Here is a 17,241-nt window from a genome sequence, read left to right on the forward strand (position 1 = left end):
TTATACCACAATGTTATACTATATATATGACGCGTGAAGAGTTACTCGCCACAGCTGGGCAAAAGTATGATGAGGTGCCAGTGCTGGTTTTGGCGAGTGCCATTGACTATGCTACTGAAAAACACGCCGGACAAAAACGCAAAAGCGGCGAACCATATATCAATCATCCGTTGGCGGTGGCCGAGATTTTGATTGAATGGGGCATGGACATCGACACGGTGGTGGCGGGCGTGCTGCATGACACGGTCGAGGACACCGACGCGACGCTAGATGAACTGGAGAGTTTATTTGGACGAGATGTGGCGTTCTTGGTGGATGGCGTGACCAAGGTGTCGCAGGCGCGCGCTGGCATGCGCAGTCTGGACAGCTATTTGCCACACACCAAGGACAATTTGACTAAATTGATGATCGCAGTCGGCGAGGACGTGCGGGTAATTATCATCAAGCTGGCGGATCGCTTACACAATATGCGGACGCTGCAATTTATGTCGCCTGAGAAGCAGAAAAAAATTGCTCGCGAGACGATCGAGGTGTTTGCGCCACTAGCAGACCGATTGAACATGGGACGGGTGCGGGTGCAGCTGGAAGAATTGAGCTTCAAATATTTGATGCCGAAAGATTTTCACCGCACCAAGAGTTTGATGGATAGCCGATTGAAAAAGTCGCAGCGAAAACTGGACCGTGTTCGCCGTGAAGTTGAGGCGCGACTAAAGGAAGAAAAGCTGGTTTTCCAGATGGACGGTCGCGTCAAAAGCGTCTACAGTCTGTTTAAAAAACTTGATAAGGTCGGCGATATTGATAAGATTTATGATTTGATCGCACTGCGAGTGATTGTCGATGATTTATCGACAGGCTATTTGGTATTAGGAATTCTACACGATATGTATCAGCCGATGTACGAGCGAATCAAAGACTATGTTGCCAACCCAAAGCCGAATGGCTACCAAAGTCTACACACCACCGTGCAAACGCCGAGTGGGCAAATTGTTGAATTTCAAATTCGCACCAAAGAGATGCACGAATACGCTGAGCGTGGTTTGGCGGCCAGCTTCCATTACAACGAGCAGAAGTTGACTGATGCTTACAAAAAAGGCCGCATGGGCGCCATGCCGGCGGATTTGTCGTGGATTCGCGACCTTCAGGAAGCAGCGGCGCTGGCTGGCGAGGGTAAACGATTTGACTCTGATAAGTTCCGCATGAAATTATTCTCGGACCGCATTTTCGTGTATTCTCCAAAAGGCGATATTTATGATTTGCCGCGCGGCGCTTTCCCGCTGGATTATGCCTACCGCATTCACTCCGACATCGCAGCACACGCTAGCGGTTTCAAGATCAATGGCGTCATGAAGCCGTTTACCTATCACTTGCGGCACGGCGACACCATCGAAGTCTTAACCAAAAAGTCCGCCCACCCGAAGCCGGACTGGCGCGAGCTGATTATAACGCCTCATGCTAAGGACAAACTGCGTTTGCAATTGTCGCGTAGCGGCGGCATCTTGCAGCAACTGACCGGCGGCGTTTCATCACTGTTTCGGCATCGATAGTAAATAACAGCTTTTAACAGAGTAGAAATAAAATACCACACCTCAACCAGAGTGCTCTTTACAGGTGACTTGCAGTCAGCCTGTGGCGTTCGGCTGACGTGGCTTCGCGCCCGTCACAGCCTCTGGAATGAGGGTGGTATTATTGTTCTGTTGCGTCGATACTCTTACGCTTGCTCGTTCCAGCGGGTGATTGAATCGCGGATGATTTGCTTGGCTCGCTCAACATCGCCAAAACCCTTGACAACTGTCGAGCCTGGCTTTTTCATATCTTTGTAGTGATTGAAATGATGCTCAATTTGCTTGAGCAGCTGTGGCGGCAAATCTTCCAACGAATTGATAGCATCGCCAGTATTGCGATCATCAGCTGGCACCACGATCACCTTATCGTCAACTTCATCATCATCAACAAATTCCAGCACACCGATAACCTTTGCTTCCATGAAAATGCCTGTTGTCAGCGGCTGGTCGGTGATGATCAAGGCGTCCAATTCGTCGCCGTCCTCGTCCAATGTCTGCGGGATAAAACCATAGTTAGTTGGCTTGGCGAAAATTGCTGGCTCAACGCGGTCCAGCTGCATCACTGCTAGCTCACGGTTCCATTCAATCTTGTGGTTTGAGCCCTGCGGGATCTCAACGACAACATTGACGATGCCGTTTTCTACGTCACCCGGTGTCAAAATTTGGTTAAAGTCTGCCATGATTTACTCCTCTCTGGCTTTTTCTTGTAAATATTCACGAATTTGCAATGCTGCGACCGCGCCTTCGCCGACCGCCGAAGCGATTTGCATGGTCGCGCCCGAACGCACGTCGCCCGAGGCAAAGACACCAGGGACATTGGTACGCAAGTGTTCGTCAGTGACGATGTGTCCGCCGAGATCTAGTTCAACATCTGAGTCAGCCAAGAACTGCGTGTTCGGAATGAGACCGATGAAGACAAATAGCCCATCTGCAGTGAACTCTTTTTGTTCGCCATTTTGGGTTGATGTAACACCGTAAAACTTATCATCTTTGACGATAATTTCATCAGTCGTTGCACCGATATGGACGGTAATTTTGCCCTCATCGACATACTTTTGTAATTCTTTTTGCAAGACATCGCTGGCGCGTAATTCGCTGCGCACCAACAGGTCAATATGGCTGGCGTAGCGAGTCAAAAATATCGCTTCTTGCACTGCCGAGTTGCCGCCGCCAACGACGATCAAACGCTTGTCGCGATAAAAGGCGCCGTCGCACGTCGCACAGTAATGCACGCCGCGACCATACAATTCGTCTTCACCTGGCACACCCAGCTTGCGATGATTTGAGCCGGTCGCTAACAACACAGCTTTAGTTCGCACTGGCTGACCATCAACTGTCAATTCCAATTCGCCGTCAACTTGCTTCAGTTCCGTCACGTCACCGTACTCAATATCCGCGCCAAATCGCTCAGCTTGCTGCTGCAGCTCGGACGCCAACTTCATGCCGGTCACGCCCTCAGCAAACCCTGGGTAATTGTCAATTTGGTCAGTAATAGCCGCCATACCACCGACTACGCCCCGTTCATACAGTGTCGTTGGCACATCTTCACGCGACAGATAAATTGCTGCGGTCAACGCACTTGGACCAGCACCAACAATGATAACTTCTTTAGACATTGAGCCCCCTTGACTTATAATATCGTTTGATAATCTCTGGCATTTCTGGCTGAGGGATATCTGCTGGCTTTTCGATAGCCATGATGACAAATTTTAGTGGTGAATTGGCAGGAATTTTGTCGCCTTGACCCTGGCTGCCGTACGCTTTGTCAGCTGGAATCGTCAGTTCGCGCACGCCACCGATCTTCATCCCAACTAGGCCCTCTTTCCAACCTTGAATGACTGCAGTATTTGCCGGACCGTTTATAGCAAACGGCGCTTTCAACTTACCATCAGCAATTGACTGGTCAAATACTTCACCCTTGGCGTTCCAGCCAATGTAATACACTGCAAATTTGGTGTCATCTTTGACTTCTGCGCCGTCACCTTCCACCAAGTCCTCTTTGCCGAGCTCTTTAACATCACCAGCTTCAAACGCACCGACCCGTGAACCGAATTCGGCAAACTTGCTGTAATATTTATCGTTCAATTCTGCTGTCTGTGCCTCAACTTTCTTTTGGCGTTCTGTATTTGCTGCTTTATAGCTTTCTTGCGCTCGCTGTAGTTCAGCTTGATCTTTGGCTTCATTGCCCGGGGCCACCATCATGGCGATAAATCCGCCAACCGTACCCACCAACATCGTGATTGTAATAATCCAAATTCCTATTCTTTGCGATCTTGCTATCGCCATATCTCATCCTCCTCTATTTGTCCTATTATACATCAACTTTTGGCTCAGCGGCAATGTCATACGCAGCCAACCGCTCGCCCGCTACCCCAGGATTCTTCTGTAGCTCCAGCAACTTGGCGTAGATACCATTTGTTTTGGCCAATTCATCTGGCGACCCAATCTCATCAACTCGCCCATTTTTCAGGGTGATGATGGTATCAACCGCCGCGATAGTCGACAAGCGGTGAGCGATGATCAATGTAGTGCGGCCTTTCATCAACCGATCAAGCGCTTGCTGCACCAAATGCTCATTTTTATTGTCCAAATTGCTGGTTGCTTCGTCCAGTATCAAGATCGGCGCGTCTTTCAACACTGCACGGGCGATGGCGATGCGCTGTTTCTGACCCCCTGAAAGCTTCAAGCCGTGCTCACCGATCTGCGTGTCGTAGCCGTAGTCCAGCTGACGAATAAACTCATCGGCGTTGGCAGCTTTGGCGGCGGCAAAAATCTCCTTGTCCGTTGCATCAGCTTTGCCGTAAGCGATGTTTTCACGAATGGTGCCCGAAAAAAGCACAGGGTCTTGGAAAACGGTTGCAATGTGTCCGCGCAAACTGCGCTGGGTCAGGTTACGAATGTCAGTGTCATTGACTGAAATAACACCACTGTCTCGCTCATATAGTCGCATCAACAAATTGGTAATTGTGGTTTTACCGCCACCAGATTCACTAACCAGAGCCACGCGTTCGCCAGCGGGAATCGTAAAGGAAATGTTATGCAGAACGGGGCGATTTGGCACACTAGCGTATCGGAACGACACATCATCAAAGGAAATCGTCGCCTTTTCTGTGTTCAGGTGAGCCGCATCAGGCGCATCCTTAATACCAGGTTTGAGTTCCATGGCCGCAATGAAGTCCTTACTCCCCGACACTGCTTTCTGAAAGCCGTCAACGATGAAACTCATACTAAAGAGCGGCGTTCGCAGGTTGTTGATCAAGGTGATGAGCAAAATCATCTCACCAATCGTAAACTTCTTCTCGGTCGTCTGAACAAAAATGTAGGCAAAGATGAGGAAAAAAACGATGCTCAAAATCAGCCCACGAATGACGTCCATTTTGTGCCAATAGCGCGACTGCTTGCGCGTCACGGCGATGGTTTTACGGTAGCGTTTGGTAAAATGTCGATACTCTAAACTTTCGCGAACATAGCTTTTGACCACTTTGATCTGTGACACCACTTCTGCAAATCGACCGCTAGCCATATCGACTTCGTGATTTTTATTTGACTGGAAATAGCGCCATTTTTTGCTGGTCAATACCGCCAGCCAGATGAACAACGGATACAATATCAATACCAGCAGTGCCAGCTCTAAGCTGTACGTCAGGACGATACCAATTGTGATACAGCTGGTCAGAAGCATTTGCAGGAAATTGTTTGCGAACATATTCAGGAAATTACTCATCTCGGTGATGGCGCGGTTTAGGCGGTTGATAATGGTGCCTGTCAATTCCCCATCAAAATAACTTTGTGGCAGACTAAGCAAGTGGTGATAATAATGCGTCGACAACTGTGCTTTGAGCTTGGTGGACATGACGTCACCCCAGTAGCCACCTAAGTTACGAATCAACACATTGGCAACGTCAAACACCAATAGTAAAGCTGCCAGCCACAGCACCTGACCAACGCCGATGTTATTGCCCTCCACTACCTCCACCATCAAAGTAGTAGCCCGCGATATGACATACGGCATGGCGATGCCAGTCAACGCCACTAATATCGAACACAGGCTAATTTTGGCATAAAACGGCAACATATTGTGCGTATAGCCAAGGGTACGGAGCAGCGATTTCATCAAACAAGCTCCGCGCCGTAAGTTTGCTGCATGGTCTGCTGGATCGATTCGATGATTGGCGTGATATCAGAATCAATCAAGGTGCGTTGGTGGCTGGTAAAGGCTAAACGGAAAGTTAGTGTCTTCGTTGATGTGTCGTCTGGCGGCTGGTAGATGGACACCACATGAAAGGCCACGCCAATCTCCACCGCTTCAAGGACGCGGTCAATGCTTTGGGCGACGGACGCATAATTAACGTGAGCTGGCAATTTGAGAGAAATATCGCGGCTGGTTGATGGATAGCGACTGAGCGGCTGGTAATGACTGGCACGCTTGGCGTAGACAGCCTCCAAGCCAGCCGTGTCCAAGCTCGCCGCTGCCACGTACATCGGCAGTTTGAAGTTCTTGATGACTGATTGCTTCAATTCTCCGACTATACCGATGAACTGTCCGTCAGTTGTATCAACCAATGCACTGCGTGATTGGTCAAACGGTGCCGTGACTGGGAAGTTGAGCTCCTCTTCAATTGGCTTAAACACCAGTTCGGCGCCAAGATCATGCGCCAACTGCTCAACCAAGCGACGAATTGTGTAAAATGGCGCGCCCGCTCCCGGCTTTTTGGCAGCATAGACGATGTCGGTGAACTGACTGGCTTCTGGCAGGCCATCTTCGCCCAAACCATGCATTTTGATATGCCCCTTGCCCATTTCAAACAAGGCAAATTCATCATGTCCAGCCTTGATGTTGGCGTGAACCTTGTCGAGCAAACTCGGTAGCACCGTCAATCGGTAATATTGTAAATCAGGGCTGAGGGCGTTTGATAATTTGTATGCCTGAGCAACGTCCTGTTCAGCGTTTTTCAAAATGCGCTCATGAACGAAACTGTAGGTCAAGACTTCGTTGGCACCGGCACGCGACAAACTTTGGCGAACGGCATTTTTCAGTTCGCGGCGCGGGTTTTTCGGTGCTGATTTAATGCTACGCATTGGTAACTGGCGCGGTAGTTTATCAAAGCCATACAGCCGACCGACCTCTTCGACAATGTCCTCCGGTAGCTCAAGGTCGGTGCGCCAAAACGGCGATTGGATGCAAATGTAATCCAGTTCTTCTTCCGGACCATGACTCTTTATTTCTACGCTATTCAACAAGTCGCAAATATCATCGTCAGATAAGCCTAAGCCTAATCTTTCATTAATAAATTTACTGTCGATATCAATATTAGCTGGTGTGTATTTTCCACCAAAATAATCATCAAGCCAGTCATCAAATTGTTTTAGATCAAACACTTCACTGGCCTGTACCCCGCCGACCATACCCATCAGCTGCTTCAATACGGCAGCATTTTGGAGCGGCGACTGACCCTTATTAAACCGCGTCAGCGCGTCGGTAAAAATACCGTGGCGCATGGCTGTGCGGCGCAGCGCATACATATCAAAATTGGCGCACTCCAAAACGATATTTTTCGTGCCATCCGAAACCTCAGTGTCGGCACCGCCCATAATTCCCGCCAGACCAATCACGCCCTCGCCATCAGCTATGACGATGTCATCACTCGTCAATTCATATTCTTTGCCATTGAGCAGACTGACCTTCTCGCCATCAAAAGCCAGCCGCGCCTCAAGTTTATGTCCGCGTAATTTATCATAGTCATACGCGTGCGTTGGCTGCGCCGTCAGTAGCATCATGTAATTCGTGGCGTCGACAATGTTATTAATCGGCTTGCCGCCCATCGCCACCAACTGACACTGCAGCCATAACGGACTTGGCTGCACGGTAACATCACGAATTACTACCGCCATGAACCGCGGCACTAGTTCTGGCACATCATTGATGACCGTTAACTCCAAACCCTCAGCGTTCGTGAACTGCTGGACTGATTTATACCAATCAGGGCTGGCGAACTGCTGGTGAAAAATCCCGGCAATCTCACGCGCCACGCCGAGTTGCCCAAAACAATCCGGCCGGTGCGTAAACATCTTATTTTCAATGTCCAGTACATAATCATCCAGCCCAAACGTTTCCGCGAAACTCGCACCCGCCGTTAGCTCAACACCCGCCGGCATGTCGTGTTCATGAATTTCAATAATCCCCTCGTGATCCGTGCCGATATCCAGCTCATCAGCCGCCGCCAACATACCTTGGCTGAGCACGCCACGCAGCGGTCGCGCATCCAACACGAATGGCTCATCGTCATTAAAACTCGCTGGCACCGTACTTTTCGGTGGCAGCCAAATCGCCCACATTCCTGCGTGTACATTTGGCGCGCCGCAGACCACTTGCACTAGCCCGTTCTCGTCGCGCGGCACATCCGCCACCGCACCGCCATCATCGATCTTGGTCACACTCAGCCGATCAGCATCAGGATGTTTGACGCATTCAACCACCCGGACAATTCGCGCGCCACCATATTTAGCTTTGAGGTCGATCACTTCTTCGACACCGCCAAGCTGCTGATTGACCCGCGCCACTAACTCATCCACGGGAGGCAATTCAAAATTAATCAATTGTTTGATAAGATTTAGGCTGACTTTCATACTAGCTACTAGTATATCACCTTATCTGTAACTATTCGACTTTTGTAGAGCCAGGCTGCAGGCTGGCGATTACTGGCGATATTCTTTCGCTTTATATTTGGCAATGACATCCTGCTGTTTGGGCGTAAACCGCCGTGATTCGCGCATTTTTTGGTAGGCTTTGTTGCGCGTCCAAGCGTCAATATGTCCGTTTTCTAGTTCAGCCAGCGTCAGCTCAAAAAACTGCACCGCCGCCGTAGCGTATAGCCAAGCCAGTGCCATTTTGACATAGTAGCCGTCGTGGGTGATATTTCGCAGTGCGGCAAAAACTTGATCGACATGCGATTCATCCAAAAAATTAGTCATCAAAGAAACCACACCGTAGCGAACTGTAAATTCAGCCTCGCTCTGCAAACATTCTAGTGCAAAATCCCACCACGACTCACCAGCAAACCGCCGCTTTTTCTCTATGAAAACGTCAATGTGAGCCCATGAATCAACGCGCGGCAAATATTGCCTAGTCAAATCAATCGCTGTCTGATCATCAAGCCGAGCGTGCGTAATCAACAATCCACACAACAACACGTAGTCGAAAGATTCATCCTGAACCATCAGCAATTCACTAATATCCGCTGCGCTCATATCAGGCGCTAACTCCCTCGCCAAGCGCCGCAAATCCGGCACACGCACGCCGATGACCGGCATCTCGGTATTGACGATGCGCTTATTAAACTCAGCATAAGCCTCATTACCTTCAGCGAGTTTTGTTAGTTTCATCACAATGTCATCATGCATATTGCTATTAGCCTTCGTGCTTAATTAATATAGACCAGCGCAATACCTAGTCATATTATTTATTCTACATTATATAGCTAGATTGATTACGCATTATACAGCATAAAATTATCTATCGTAGACCTACTACACACAGCACATCATATACACTGGGCACAACTTTTACCAATCCGCGCAGTACAATGTCTTGCGGTGCTGTGCATGAAAAAACTGGACATTTTTGAGCCGTCGCAAAACCAATTTCCATTGCTGCGCTCAGCCCAACATAACCATCTGGAGCATGAAGCATCACAAAATCCGCTTGACGAATTGCTGATAAATGACAGGCTTCGATCGCTTGCGGTGATATACCTTGCTCGGCAATGTCTCGCACAAATGCTGCATTATCAAACTGCATCCGTCGTGGTGATAAAACTTGGCAGCCAGTTACAACAAGCTCATCATAGATCCGGAAAAGTCCGTCTCTGTCACGCGTGTATGAGCCGCAAAGCACCGCCCGAGGTGGTTCAAAATTCCGTCGCGCCATATTCATATATCACTTCTGTTAGTTCACCATGCCCATCAATACATGCCGCCATTTCGCGCATGAAGCTCTTATATTTCTTTGGTTCACTCTCCATCTCTTCACGCGTACGCCAAGCATTTTTGCCGCCTTCAAATTCTTTGACCATCGTGCCCGAGACGGCATCGCAAAACATCAGATGAAATAGTTTGTCCTCAACGATTTCATTTGTTTGGCTGTGACGAACCCGCTCGTGATAGACACCGCGGTGCACAAAAGTACCGCGCAGTCCTGTCTCTTCAGCAAGCTCACGTGCTGCCGCTTCAACAACAGACTCCGCCCAACGTACTTTGCCAGTTGGCGCACCCCAAAAACCATAATATGGATGCTTAAGCCGCTGCTGCAGAAGGTATTGCTTCTCATTATGGTGCTGCCGCTCAATAACAAGTAATACCGCCACTTTTGGTTGACGCTCAATCACACCAGCATCAGTGTCTAGCTTATTGGCATATTCTTTTCCTTTGATCGAAAGCATGTAGCCATCAGCTGTTTTCGTCACATAGCCCAACGCCACGAGTCGTTTGATGTGGAATTTGACATGGTCGCTATCGAGCCCAGTGGCTCGCTGCAACGCAGCAAAATGAGCAGTTGGCAGAAATAGTAGTTCTCGCAATATCTTTATCTGTGCATTATGTACCTTTTCTTCTAAACTCATGACCTACACTCCTTTTAACTCCATAATAGGACGGCTGCCATATAAAATCTAGGGAAGTCAATTTCCCCATTATTCCCATATTCATAAATATATGATATAATATGCAAAATGCATCGGAAGCCTTCTTGCGAAACTTTGGCTCGCACTCATCAGCAAGGACTCACGCAAACTGTGGGTAATTTTTTGCAGCACGTACACGCGACTGAGATTCAGCCAGATGCAGCAACTGTCTTTGTGCATGATGAATGTAATCCTGATTCGATTGGGGCAATCGCTACCGCATGCTCACCGCAGGCTCCGACTGACGGCCGATTTGATTTTCAAAAAGCACATATCACAGGGCACCGCGTTGATGGGTCGTCAGTTGCTGGACGTGTCATTAAAGGCAATCAAGACGACATTACTCTAACTGAGAGTGCGATGAATCCTGATCATCGCGTCCTCAACTTGCCGCTGCCCGACCAACACGCCGTTCTGCAAGCTGCTTTCACCAAAGACCGTGCGCCAACTAAACGTCAGCTGGGCAAACTAGAAACACTATGGCGAGATGACAGAACCAAAACTGCACTCAGTGTTGGCATCACAGCGTTGCAAACATTAGCGCGAGAGTCACACCCAACTCAGTCGGTTGCCGACATGTTGGCGCTCAAATCACCCACCACACCGAACGCAATCCTCACCACGTGGGATGTGTCGGACTCAACCAGGGAGATGGCGCGTGATAATGGAAAACTGCGCTCATTCATCGTTTGGTTTGGTAGCCAAGCAATCACTGCCGTGCAACGTTATGATGGCGAGCTGATCGACTGGACAGGCGATGGACAGAATCTTGCCGTGCCACTACCACAGAGCAACGCGCGTTTCTCACGCGAGCAGCGAACTACTTTTGGCAATGATACACTCGTTCCATTGCTTAGCGAACTCGTTGATCTCGCTCAAGCGCAGGATGAATATACGGTTCGACTGACCGCCGGTTTTGGCCGACTCGACAATCTCCCTGGTGGGAAAATGAGCCCACAGCTCTTTGGCATGACGAAATTGTCCAAGCGTCAGCCACGCGACCGATTGTCAATCGCCCTGACTGGCGAATCCTATGATATGCTTACGTCTCATCTACCCGACGAGTTGCAAGAATATCTTTACCGTAACTAGACATACTTGTATGTTACAGTTTTTATATAAGGTGTACTTATAGCCATTTTATTTATTATAAAGGTGGCACTATGCCTTATTGCTGCCGATACATAAATCAGCCGCTACAGTTCGTAAAAGTTCGCGCCTGTACAAGGACAGTTTCTAATGGTTATAATTGGACTATGAGCAGTAATATCAAATTATCCTTGCCGGAACTTGTAGCTGAAGCTTTTCCTGTTCTTAAAGATGCAACCTATATACGTTCATTTGCACCACTCTGTGTATTGTATCAAGATACAGAATTCCATTTATTCCAAAGTCCAGGTCGTGATTTTTTACGCTCATTCATTCTCGTTGCTACAGACTATTCTGACCCGCTCGACCAAAGCTATGAATTAAAGAATCTAACAGGTAGCTACGAATTTGAATTCACACACATAATAACTCCATACAAAAATAAAGAGTTTATCGAGATTCGCCAACATGATGATATGGCAGACTATGATATACGAAGTCTTGACGGGCGTTGGTGTTATTATGTAGCAGAAGCAACATATAAGCCGGACTGGACGTAAAAAGCACCGCCTGCATGAACAAACGGTGCTCTTCCTAACAAAAACATCACTATTATTTCAGTTTCTTATCCTTCAGCTTCAACACCACATCCGCCTCTTTAGCCAGCTGTTTGCTGTGGGTAACGACGATGACGCATTTATCGTTTTCGTGGGCGGCTCGACGCAGGATGTTGATGATATCGGCGGCGGTAGTTTCGTCCAGGTTGCCGGTCGGCTCGTCTGCCAAGATAATCGGTGCGGAGGACACCAACGCCCGGCCGATCGCTACGCGCTGTTGCTGTCCGCCAGAAAGTTTCATGACATTGCGGTGAATGTGATCGTCGTCCAAGCCCATGGAGTGCAACGTTTCGTTAGTGGCCTTGGCATTAACCAATTTCAAGTTTTCCAGTGGCGTCAGATAATCAATCAGGTTATAATTCTGAAACACCAGCGAGATATTGTGTTTGCGATGGTGCGAATAACCCTGCTCGGCGATGTCTTCATCGTCGAACAAAATCTGCCCGCCAGTCGGCGTGTCCAGCCCCGCTAGCAGCCCGAGCAGCGTCGATTTACCAGCCCCAGAACTACCGACGATGGCGTAGAATTTGCCCTTTTCAAATTGATAGTTGATGCCGTTGAGCACATTGCTGGTGCCGTCGGCGTATGAATAGATAATATCGCGTAACGTAAGTAGTGACATAATAACTCCTAACTTAATTTTGCTAAAATTTGCTTTGGTGATTGGCGCATGATTGGTGCGGTGGCAGCGATGGCTGACAGCAGAACGACCATGTATCCGAAGGCGAAAGCCTGCAGACAAGTCACCGGTGGCGTGGCCTGCACCACAGCTTTTTCTACGCGCTGGCTTTGGTCGGCCTGCGCTGTGAGGGCGGTAGAAATCTGCGACGAGGCGACCGAACCGATACCGAGCGCGAACACCGAACTGACTGCGGCGATGATTACCAGCTCCGCCAAGAACTGCCCGATGATCTGCCGCTTCGACGTGCCGATAGACAGCAAGATGCCAATTTCATGCAAGCGGCCGCGCACCCAGAACACCAGCACCAGTGACAGCACTGCCAGCCCCGCCCCAGCCGCGCCGATGGTGGCAATCGTCAAGATGTTTTGAATGCCAGCGATGTTTTGGAGAACCCCAGCGAATGCCGCCCCGTTGTCAGTCAGGCTAAATTTTTTCCAATCGACGTTTGGTAGGCTTTTAGCGCGGTCTGTTAGCGACTTCAGCTGATGTGGATTTTCGGCGAAATATGTCGCCCGCGTCAACTGCTGGCTACCTATCAGCTGCTGCGCCGCAGCCAAGTTGGTGATGAGATGATTCTCCGCCATGTCGGACTGCAAGACCGCTGGCTTTTCGCCTTTGCCGCTGAATATCCCTGCGACAGTTACCGTCACGCGCCTGCCGTCTTTGGTGATGTCCAGCTTGTCTCCTGGCTTGATGTTATTTTTCTCGGCGAAGGTTTTGTGAATGAGGGCAGCGTTTTGATCGTGCGCCCCCAGATGCTTGCCCTGCTCTAGTTGGTAAAATTTACCAGTGAACTCGCTCAGCAAATCGCTCTGTGTGGCGCCCGTCACCTTCGCCTCGCCAGCCACGTTAGAGTCCAGCTGCACACCGCTACCCGCTACGTCGACCAATTGTTTGCCTGGCAGTTCCGCGGTAGTCTCTGATTGGAAATTGTGTGCTTTGACACTGTCCAGGCGCTGCACCCGCTGTGCTATACCTATCGGCACCTCGCCCGACGGTTGCTTGCTGGCGATGCTAAAGCCGGCGCGGATGTTTCGCTCGACCGATTGCTTCAGCTGTGCCATCGTTTGCTGCACCGTCAGTGTACCGATCAGCAGTGTGAAAATCAGCGTCATAATCAGGGCGATGGTCAGGCTGCGACGCCGCTTGCGCGTCACAGCCGTCCAGGCTCGTTTGATAATCGTCATCATTCGCCCCTAGTCCACTTCAGTTAGTAATTCTTTTGGCGTTGACTGAGTAATTGGTCGAGAAGCCAGTAGCACCGCAATGATAATCACCGCCAGCCCAGCGCCCCACACCGCCAGCAGATCCGTCGGTTGTACACCAACCGTCACCTTGTCCAGCGTGCGTGATGACGTCACCGAGTCAGCATCAGCACCGAGCGACGCGCCGTTGAGGGAACTGCCAGCTTGACGCGTGGCATTCTGTGCCGCTTGTGACACTACGTGATCGCCCATTTGTTGCGCAATCAGCCCGGCGGTAAAGTACGATGCACCGAAACTCAGCACCGCGATCATCACTAGCTCAGCGATGTATTGCAACACAATCTTTGACTGCGGCACGCCCGTCGCCAAGAGCACGCCCGCTTCGCGCTTGCGTTCATTCATCCACAAGTACAGCACCATGCCGATTACCGCGACGCTGACCAGCGCCGTTGCCCACAGCATACCGTCGATCAAGCCGTACACGCCATTGACTGCACCAGTCACACCGGCTAGCTCCTGGCTATTCTTATTCAACTGGTACTTTTGCCAATTAACTGGCAGTTTATTTGCCCGCGCCATCACCTCATCCAACTGTTTGGTGCCCTTGGTAAAGAACGTGGCGTCCTGATAAATCTCATTTTGCTCGGTATAGGCATTCAACTGGCGAGTTGTCGTGAGATCAGTCAGGAACAAATTCTCGAACAACTCCACCTGGTACGTCGCCTGCTTTGGGTTTTTGCCGTTAAATATACCGACGATTTCCACTTCCACCTCGTCCTTGGATGGACGTTCGTTGTCGGTGTCGTATTGATTGGCCTTTAGCTTAATTTTACTGCCCAGCTTCAGGTTGTTGGCCTTGGCAAAATCTTCGTGCACCAAAATCTTGTGAGAATCGTTCTCGGTGATGTGCCGGCCAGCGATGAGCTTGAGCGACTCGGCCCGGAACTTTTTCTCGGACTCAGATTTATTAACGCCGATGATGGTGGCGGCATTGCCAAACTGTTTGTCCTTCTCAGCATCATAGCCGCTGCCGCCGCTTGGTAGTGGCACCAGTTTGGTATTGATAAAATCTACCGTGGCGTTTTGGCGTTTAACATAGTCCGTCACGCCCTCCAGATTCTTTACCGCATCGATGTCTTTGTTCGACACCGTTCCCGAACCGCGGGCTGTTCCCGGATTGGTACGCGGATTATTGCCCAGCGTGAAGCCGGCCTTGAGCGTTTTGTCTAGCGACTGCGCTGCCGCGTCGGTCGAATGCTTGATGGCAAATCCACTCAGCATAATCGTCGACATACACAGCAAAATCGCCAGCAAAATCAGCGTTTTGAGTTTTTTCCTGGTGATATACAACCAGGCACGTTGTATAAATGACATAGATCTCCTTTCTTGATTCTATGTCAGTGTAGCAGGCGAATGTGAAGGGAATGTGAAATGGGTGAGGTTGTATAAATTTAACCTCCCATCTCTCATAGATATCAGATATCTCTTCCAAGAAAAATAGGCTAGTTGTTCGATACCTTAAGTCAGGTATCAGTGACACTAGCCCAAGTCACTCGCATTTGTTCAGATGGATTTCTCCAATCTAGGGGATGCGCACCCCAATCTGTTGTCCTATCTACTTCTCGACCTCAATGACGTGAACGCCGAGGCGTTCCTTGTGGTCAGGGTAGATCTTGCGGAGGAGGCGAAGTGCCTCCTCTTCACTCTTCGCCTGCGGCACGATCTGCTGCCACACTTCCGATGAGAGCATGTCAGCGAAGCTACGGTAGATGCGGATCGACTTGATACGTACCACACCAGACGTATGTCCAGTCTCGAGCTGCAACAGCCCTCCCGCCTTAAGGCGCTTGATACTGTTGTAGCCGACGCGAACTTCGAGAGTCTTACGACCCTCCATGATGGCGTCGAAATAGGGCTTCTTGATGCGCATCTTACGCACACTTGCTCCTTCCTTGTTGAAGTTGAATCCCCACTGCTGAACCACGCTGTTCGGCGCGTACCCACCGGGGAACACGCCCTCCAGGCTCCAGCCATGACGCTGGAGACAGGCGACCTGCCACGGCTCGGGAACCAAGTGGACATACAGCTTGTGACCGTAGTCCTCCAACAACCCCTGCAGGTCGATAATGAGTGCCTCAAACGCCGCCTCTGACGAGGCCACCAAAGGCATCAGCTTGATGGGCCGCCCCTTCTTAGGAGTAGCCCCAGCGACACCGACCACCCGACCGTCGCACTCAGCGACGAAGATGATTTTGAACTTGGTGTTCACGTCGCCAGACTCCATACGACGGTAACCAGCAAATAGGGCGTCAACCCAGTTGCTATCCACACCGTCGAAGTCGCCACTCATCTGCGACAGAATGAGAGCTCGCGCGCCGTCGGCGTGTTGGCTCTCATCGAACGGAACCACAGAGATGTTCGGCGAGTCAAACCCCGCCTCGTCAATGAGCTGCTTATACAGCATATGCTCATCGATGCCGATCTTGTAGTGATCCTTCGCTGTTCCGGTGATGCGGAAGCCCTTCCGGAGGAAGAATCCCAGCGCCTTTTTATTCGGTTCTGCCACAGTGCAGTAGATCTGCCGAGCACCGAGGCTACGGGCGAAATCTTCAGCGTGCTTGAGCAGCATGCTTCCAACGCCCATCTTCCCTCGGTACGCCGTATCAACGATGAGGGGGCTGATCTTGACAGTCCCCTGCTTCTTCTCTACGACGTGGATGACTCCGACCTGCCGTCCATCGCTCTCGGCGATGAACATGTACTGTCCAGCAGAGAACTGGCCAACACGGTCAATGCCACCCGCGATGTGCGCGTCAAAGATGCGCCGCGCATGTGCGTAGTGGTCACCGTCATAAAACGGTGTGAGCGCCCGGATCATAAGATCCGCGACGAAATCGAAGTCGTCAGCCCTTGCTGGGCGCACGACGATGTTGCTGACTGATGCTTCAGTCACAATGTACACCTTCCTGTGATGGCTACGATTTTTGACGTAGCTCGGATAGGACAGTCATTATTATATCATCGAGATAATATAAATTCAATACCCACTACCCCATGTAGTCTCTGGTCTTCAATAGAATAAAATTCGTTGATTTGATTTTCTAGCCATGCAACACTCTCGCCGCCAAATTTCTGCGGATCATTGTGCGAAAACAAATCATGAAACGTCGCATAGCGCAATAAACCGACGACTGTAACAGCAGCAGTTTGGCTGGGATTGTCTCGATTGGTAAAGATAATCTGGTCGCCGATTTGAATTTTCTGGCGCTTGTCGTCATATAGCCGTGATTCGATGGTTTTATTGCCAGAAGTGATGGCGTCAAAAGGTTCGGTGGCTAGTTTTAATTGGTGTGTTGTCATAGTAGATTATTATATCAGAATAAATTAATACTAACTACCTGGGAAGCG

Annotated in this window: 16 protein-coding genes; 3 read left to right on the forward strand and 13 right to left on the reverse strand. The window is 49.9% G+C overall.

The genetic code is table 11. The features are described 5' to 3' along the window. The first annotated feature begins 26 nt into the window (after positions 1-26). Positions 27-1,544, forward strand: a complete 1,518-nt coding sequence (locus FBF37_RS02555) for a RelA/SpoT family protein (protein ID WP_138079194.1) — start codon at positions 27-29, stop codon at positions 1,542-1,544. Between the two features lie 164 nt (positions 1,545-1,708). On the opposite strand, the gene FBF37_RS04085 is transcribed toward FBF37_RS02555, so the two are convergent. The 8 genes from FBF37_RS04085 to FBF37_RS02590 form a co-directional block, all read right to left on the reverse strand. After that, complete coding sequence (locus FBF37_RS04085; protein WP_039327576.1) at positions 1,709-2,242, reverse strand: inorganic diphosphatase; 534 nt, start codon at positions 2,240-2,242, stop codon at positions 1,709-1,711. A 3-nt stretch (positions 2,243-2,245) separates the two neighbouring features. Next, positions 2,246-3,178 (reverse strand): NAD(P)/FAD-dependent oxidoreductase, encoded by a 933-nt coding sequence (locus tag FBF37_RS04090; RefSeq protein WP_174843590.1) that lies wholly within the window; start codon positions 3,176-3,178, stop codon positions 2,246-2,248. Further along, the gene (locus FBF37_RS02565; RefSeq protein WP_138079196.1) at positions 3,171-3,848 is read right to left on the reverse strand and encodes an FKBP-type peptidyl-prolyl cis-trans isomerase; all 678 of its coding nucleotides are present in this window, start codon (positions 3,846-3,848) and stop codon (positions 3,171-3,173) included. The genes FBF37_RS04090 and FBF37_RS02565 overlap by 8 nt, the downstream gene beginning before the upstream one ends. A 25-nt stretch (positions 3,849-3,873) precedes the next feature. Further along, positions 3,874-5,676, reverse strand: a complete 1,803-nt coding sequence (locus tag FBF37_RS02570) for an ABC transporter ATP-binding protein (protein ID WP_138079198.1) — start codon at positions 5,674-5,676, stop codon at positions 3,874-3,876. Next, a complete protein-coding gene (gene pheT / locus FBF37_RS02575) occupies positions 5,676-8,189 on the reverse strand; it encodes a phenylalanine--tRNA ligase subunit beta (RefSeq protein WP_138079200.1) in 2,514 nt (837 codons plus the stop codon). Before pheT ends, FBF37_RS02570 begins: the two co-directional genes overlap by 1 nt. Positions 8,190-8,258: 69 nt before the next feature. Beyond that, entirely contained in the window at positions 8,259-8,963 is a 705-nt protein-coding gene (locus tag FBF37_RS02580) for a DNA alkylation repair protein (protein WP_138079202.1), read from the reverse strand. A gap of 112 nt (positions 8,964-9,075) precedes the next feature. Next, a complete protein-coding gene (locus FBF37_RS02585) occupies positions 9,076-9,489 on the reverse strand; it encodes a hypothetical protein (RefSeq protein WP_138079204.1) in 414 nt (137 codons plus the stop codon). Further along, positions 9,470-10,180, reverse strand: coding sequence for an NUDIX domain-containing protein (locus tag FBF37_RS02590; RefSeq protein WP_138079206.1), 711 nt, complete (start codon positions 10,178-10,180; stop codon positions 9,470-9,472). Before FBF37_RS02590 ends, FBF37_RS02585 begins: the two co-directional genes overlap by 20 nt. Before the next feature lie 108 nt (positions 10,181-10,288). Here FBF37_RS02590 and FBF37_RS02595 point away from each other — a divergent pair, with 108 nt between their 5' ends. After that, positions 10,289-11,332: a hypothetical protein gene (locus FBF37_RS02595; protein ID WP_138079208.1), complete on the forward strand. Its 1,044-nt coding sequence runs from the start codon at positions 10,289-10,291 to the stop codon at positions 11,330-11,332. Between the two features lie 164 nt (positions 11,333-11,496). After that, positions 11,497-11,889, forward strand: coding sequence for a hypothetical protein (locus FBF37_RS02600; RefSeq protein WP_138079210.1), 393 nt, complete (start codon positions 11,497-11,499; stop codon positions 11,887-11,889). 52 nt (positions 11,890-11,941) lie between these two features. Here FBF37_RS02600 and FBF37_RS02605 read toward each other — a convergent pair whose 3' ends face one another. From FBF37_RS02605 to FBF37_RS02625, 5 genes are all read right to left on the reverse strand, one after another. Beyond that, on the reverse strand, positions 11,942-12,568 hold the full coding sequence (locus tag FBF37_RS02605) for an ABC transporter ATP-binding protein (RefSeq protein WP_138079212.1): 627 nt from the start codon (positions 12,566-12,568) through the stop codon (positions 11,942-11,944). An 8-nt stretch (positions 12,569-12,576) separates the two neighbouring features. Continuing rightward, positions 12,577-13,818 carry an ABC transporter permease gene (locus FBF37_RS02610; protein WP_138079214.1) on the reverse strand — a complete coding sequence of 414 codons (1,242 nt, stop codon included), beginning with the start codon at positions 13,816-13,818 and terminating at the stop codon, positions 12,577-12,579. A gap of 6 nt (positions 13,819-13,824) precedes the next feature. Beyond that, complete coding sequence (locus tag FBF37_RS02615; RefSeq protein ID WP_138079216.1) at positions 13,825-15,207, reverse strand: ABC transporter permease; 1,383 nt, start codon at positions 15,205-15,207, stop codon at positions 13,825-13,827. 241 nt (positions 15,208-15,448) lie between these two features. After that, positions 15,449-16,786: a GNAT family N-acetyltransferase gene (locus FBF37_RS02620; RefSeq protein WP_138079218.1), complete on the reverse strand. Its 1,338-nt coding sequence runs from the start codon at positions 16,784-16,786 to the stop codon at positions 15,449-15,451. Positions 16,787-16,851: 65 nt separating this feature from the next. Beyond that, entirely contained in the window at positions 16,852-17,193 is a 342-nt protein-coding gene (locus FBF37_RS02625) for an ASCH domain-containing protein (protein ID WP_138079220.1), read from the reverse strand. Positions 17,194-17,241: the final 48 nt, after the last annotated feature.

The organism is Candidatus Nanosynbacter featherlites (assembly GCF_005697565.1).
Classification (GTDB): domain Bacteria; phylum Patescibacteriota; class Saccharimonadia; order Saccharimonadales; family Saccharimonadaceae; genus Nanosynbacter; species Nanosynbacter featherlites.

Excerpts from the sequence above, each read along its gene's own strand:
- FBF37_RS02570 (WP_138079198.1), bottom strand. The coding sequence starts at position 5,676 with ATGAAATCGCTGCTCCGTACCCTTGGCTATACGCACAATATGTTGCCG.
- FBF37_RS02610 (WP_138079214.1), bottom strand. The coding sequence starts at position 13,818 with ATGATGACGATTATCAAACGAGCCTGGACGGCTGTGACGCGCAAGCGG.
- FBF37_RS02585 (WP_138079204.1), bottom strand. The coding sequence starts at position 9,489 with ATGGCGCGACGGAATTTTGAACCACCTCGGGCGGTGCTTTGCGGCTCA.
- FBF37_RS02565 (WP_138079196.1), bottom strand. The coding sequence starts at position 3,848 with ATGGCGATAGCAAGATCGCAAAGAATAGGAATTTGGATTATTACAATC.
- FBF37_RS02580 (WP_138079202.1), bottom strand. The coding sequence starts at position 8,963 with ATGCATGATGACATTGTGATGAAACTAACAAAACTCGCTGAAGGTAAT.
- FBF37_RS04085 (WP_039327576.1), bottom strand. The coding sequence starts at position 2,242 with ATGGCAGACTTTAACCAAATTTTGACACCGGGTGACGTAGAAAACGGC.
- FBF37_RS02590 (WP_138079206.1), bottom strand. The coding sequence starts at position 10,180 with ATGAGTTTAGAAGAAAAGGTACATAATGCACAGATAAAGATATTGCGA.
- pheT (WP_138079200.1), bottom strand. The coding sequence starts at position 8,189 with ATGAAAGTCAGCCTAAATCTTATCAAACAATTGATTAATTTTGAATTG.
- FBF37_RS02555 (WP_138079194.1), top strand. The coding sequence starts at position 27 with ATGACGCGTGAAGAGTTACTCGCCACAGCTGGGCAAAAGTATGATGAG.
- FBF37_RS02605 (WP_138079212.1), bottom strand. The coding sequence starts at position 12,568 with ATGTCACTACTTACGTTACGCGATATTATCTATTCATACGCCGACGGC.
- FBF37_RS04090 (WP_174843590.1), bottom strand. The coding sequence starts at position 3,178 with ATGTCTAAAGAAGTTATCATTGTTGGTGCTGGTCCAAGTGCGTTGACC.
- FBF37_RS02615 (WP_138079216.1), bottom strand. The coding sequence starts at position 15,207 with ATGTCATTTATACAACGTGCCTGGTTGTATATCACCAGGAAAAAACTC.
- FBF37_RS02600 (WP_138079210.1), top strand. The coding sequence starts at position 11,497 with ATGAGCAGTAATATCAAATTATCCTTGCCGGAACTTGTAGCTGAAGCT.
- FBF37_RS02625 (WP_138079220.1), bottom strand. The coding sequence starts at position 17,193 with ATGACAACACACCAATTAAAACTAGCCACCGAACCTTTTGACGCCATC.
- FBF37_RS02595 (WP_138079208.1), top strand. The coding sequence starts at position 10,289 with ATGCATCGGAAGCCTTCTTGCGAAACTTTGGCTCGCACTCATCAGCAA.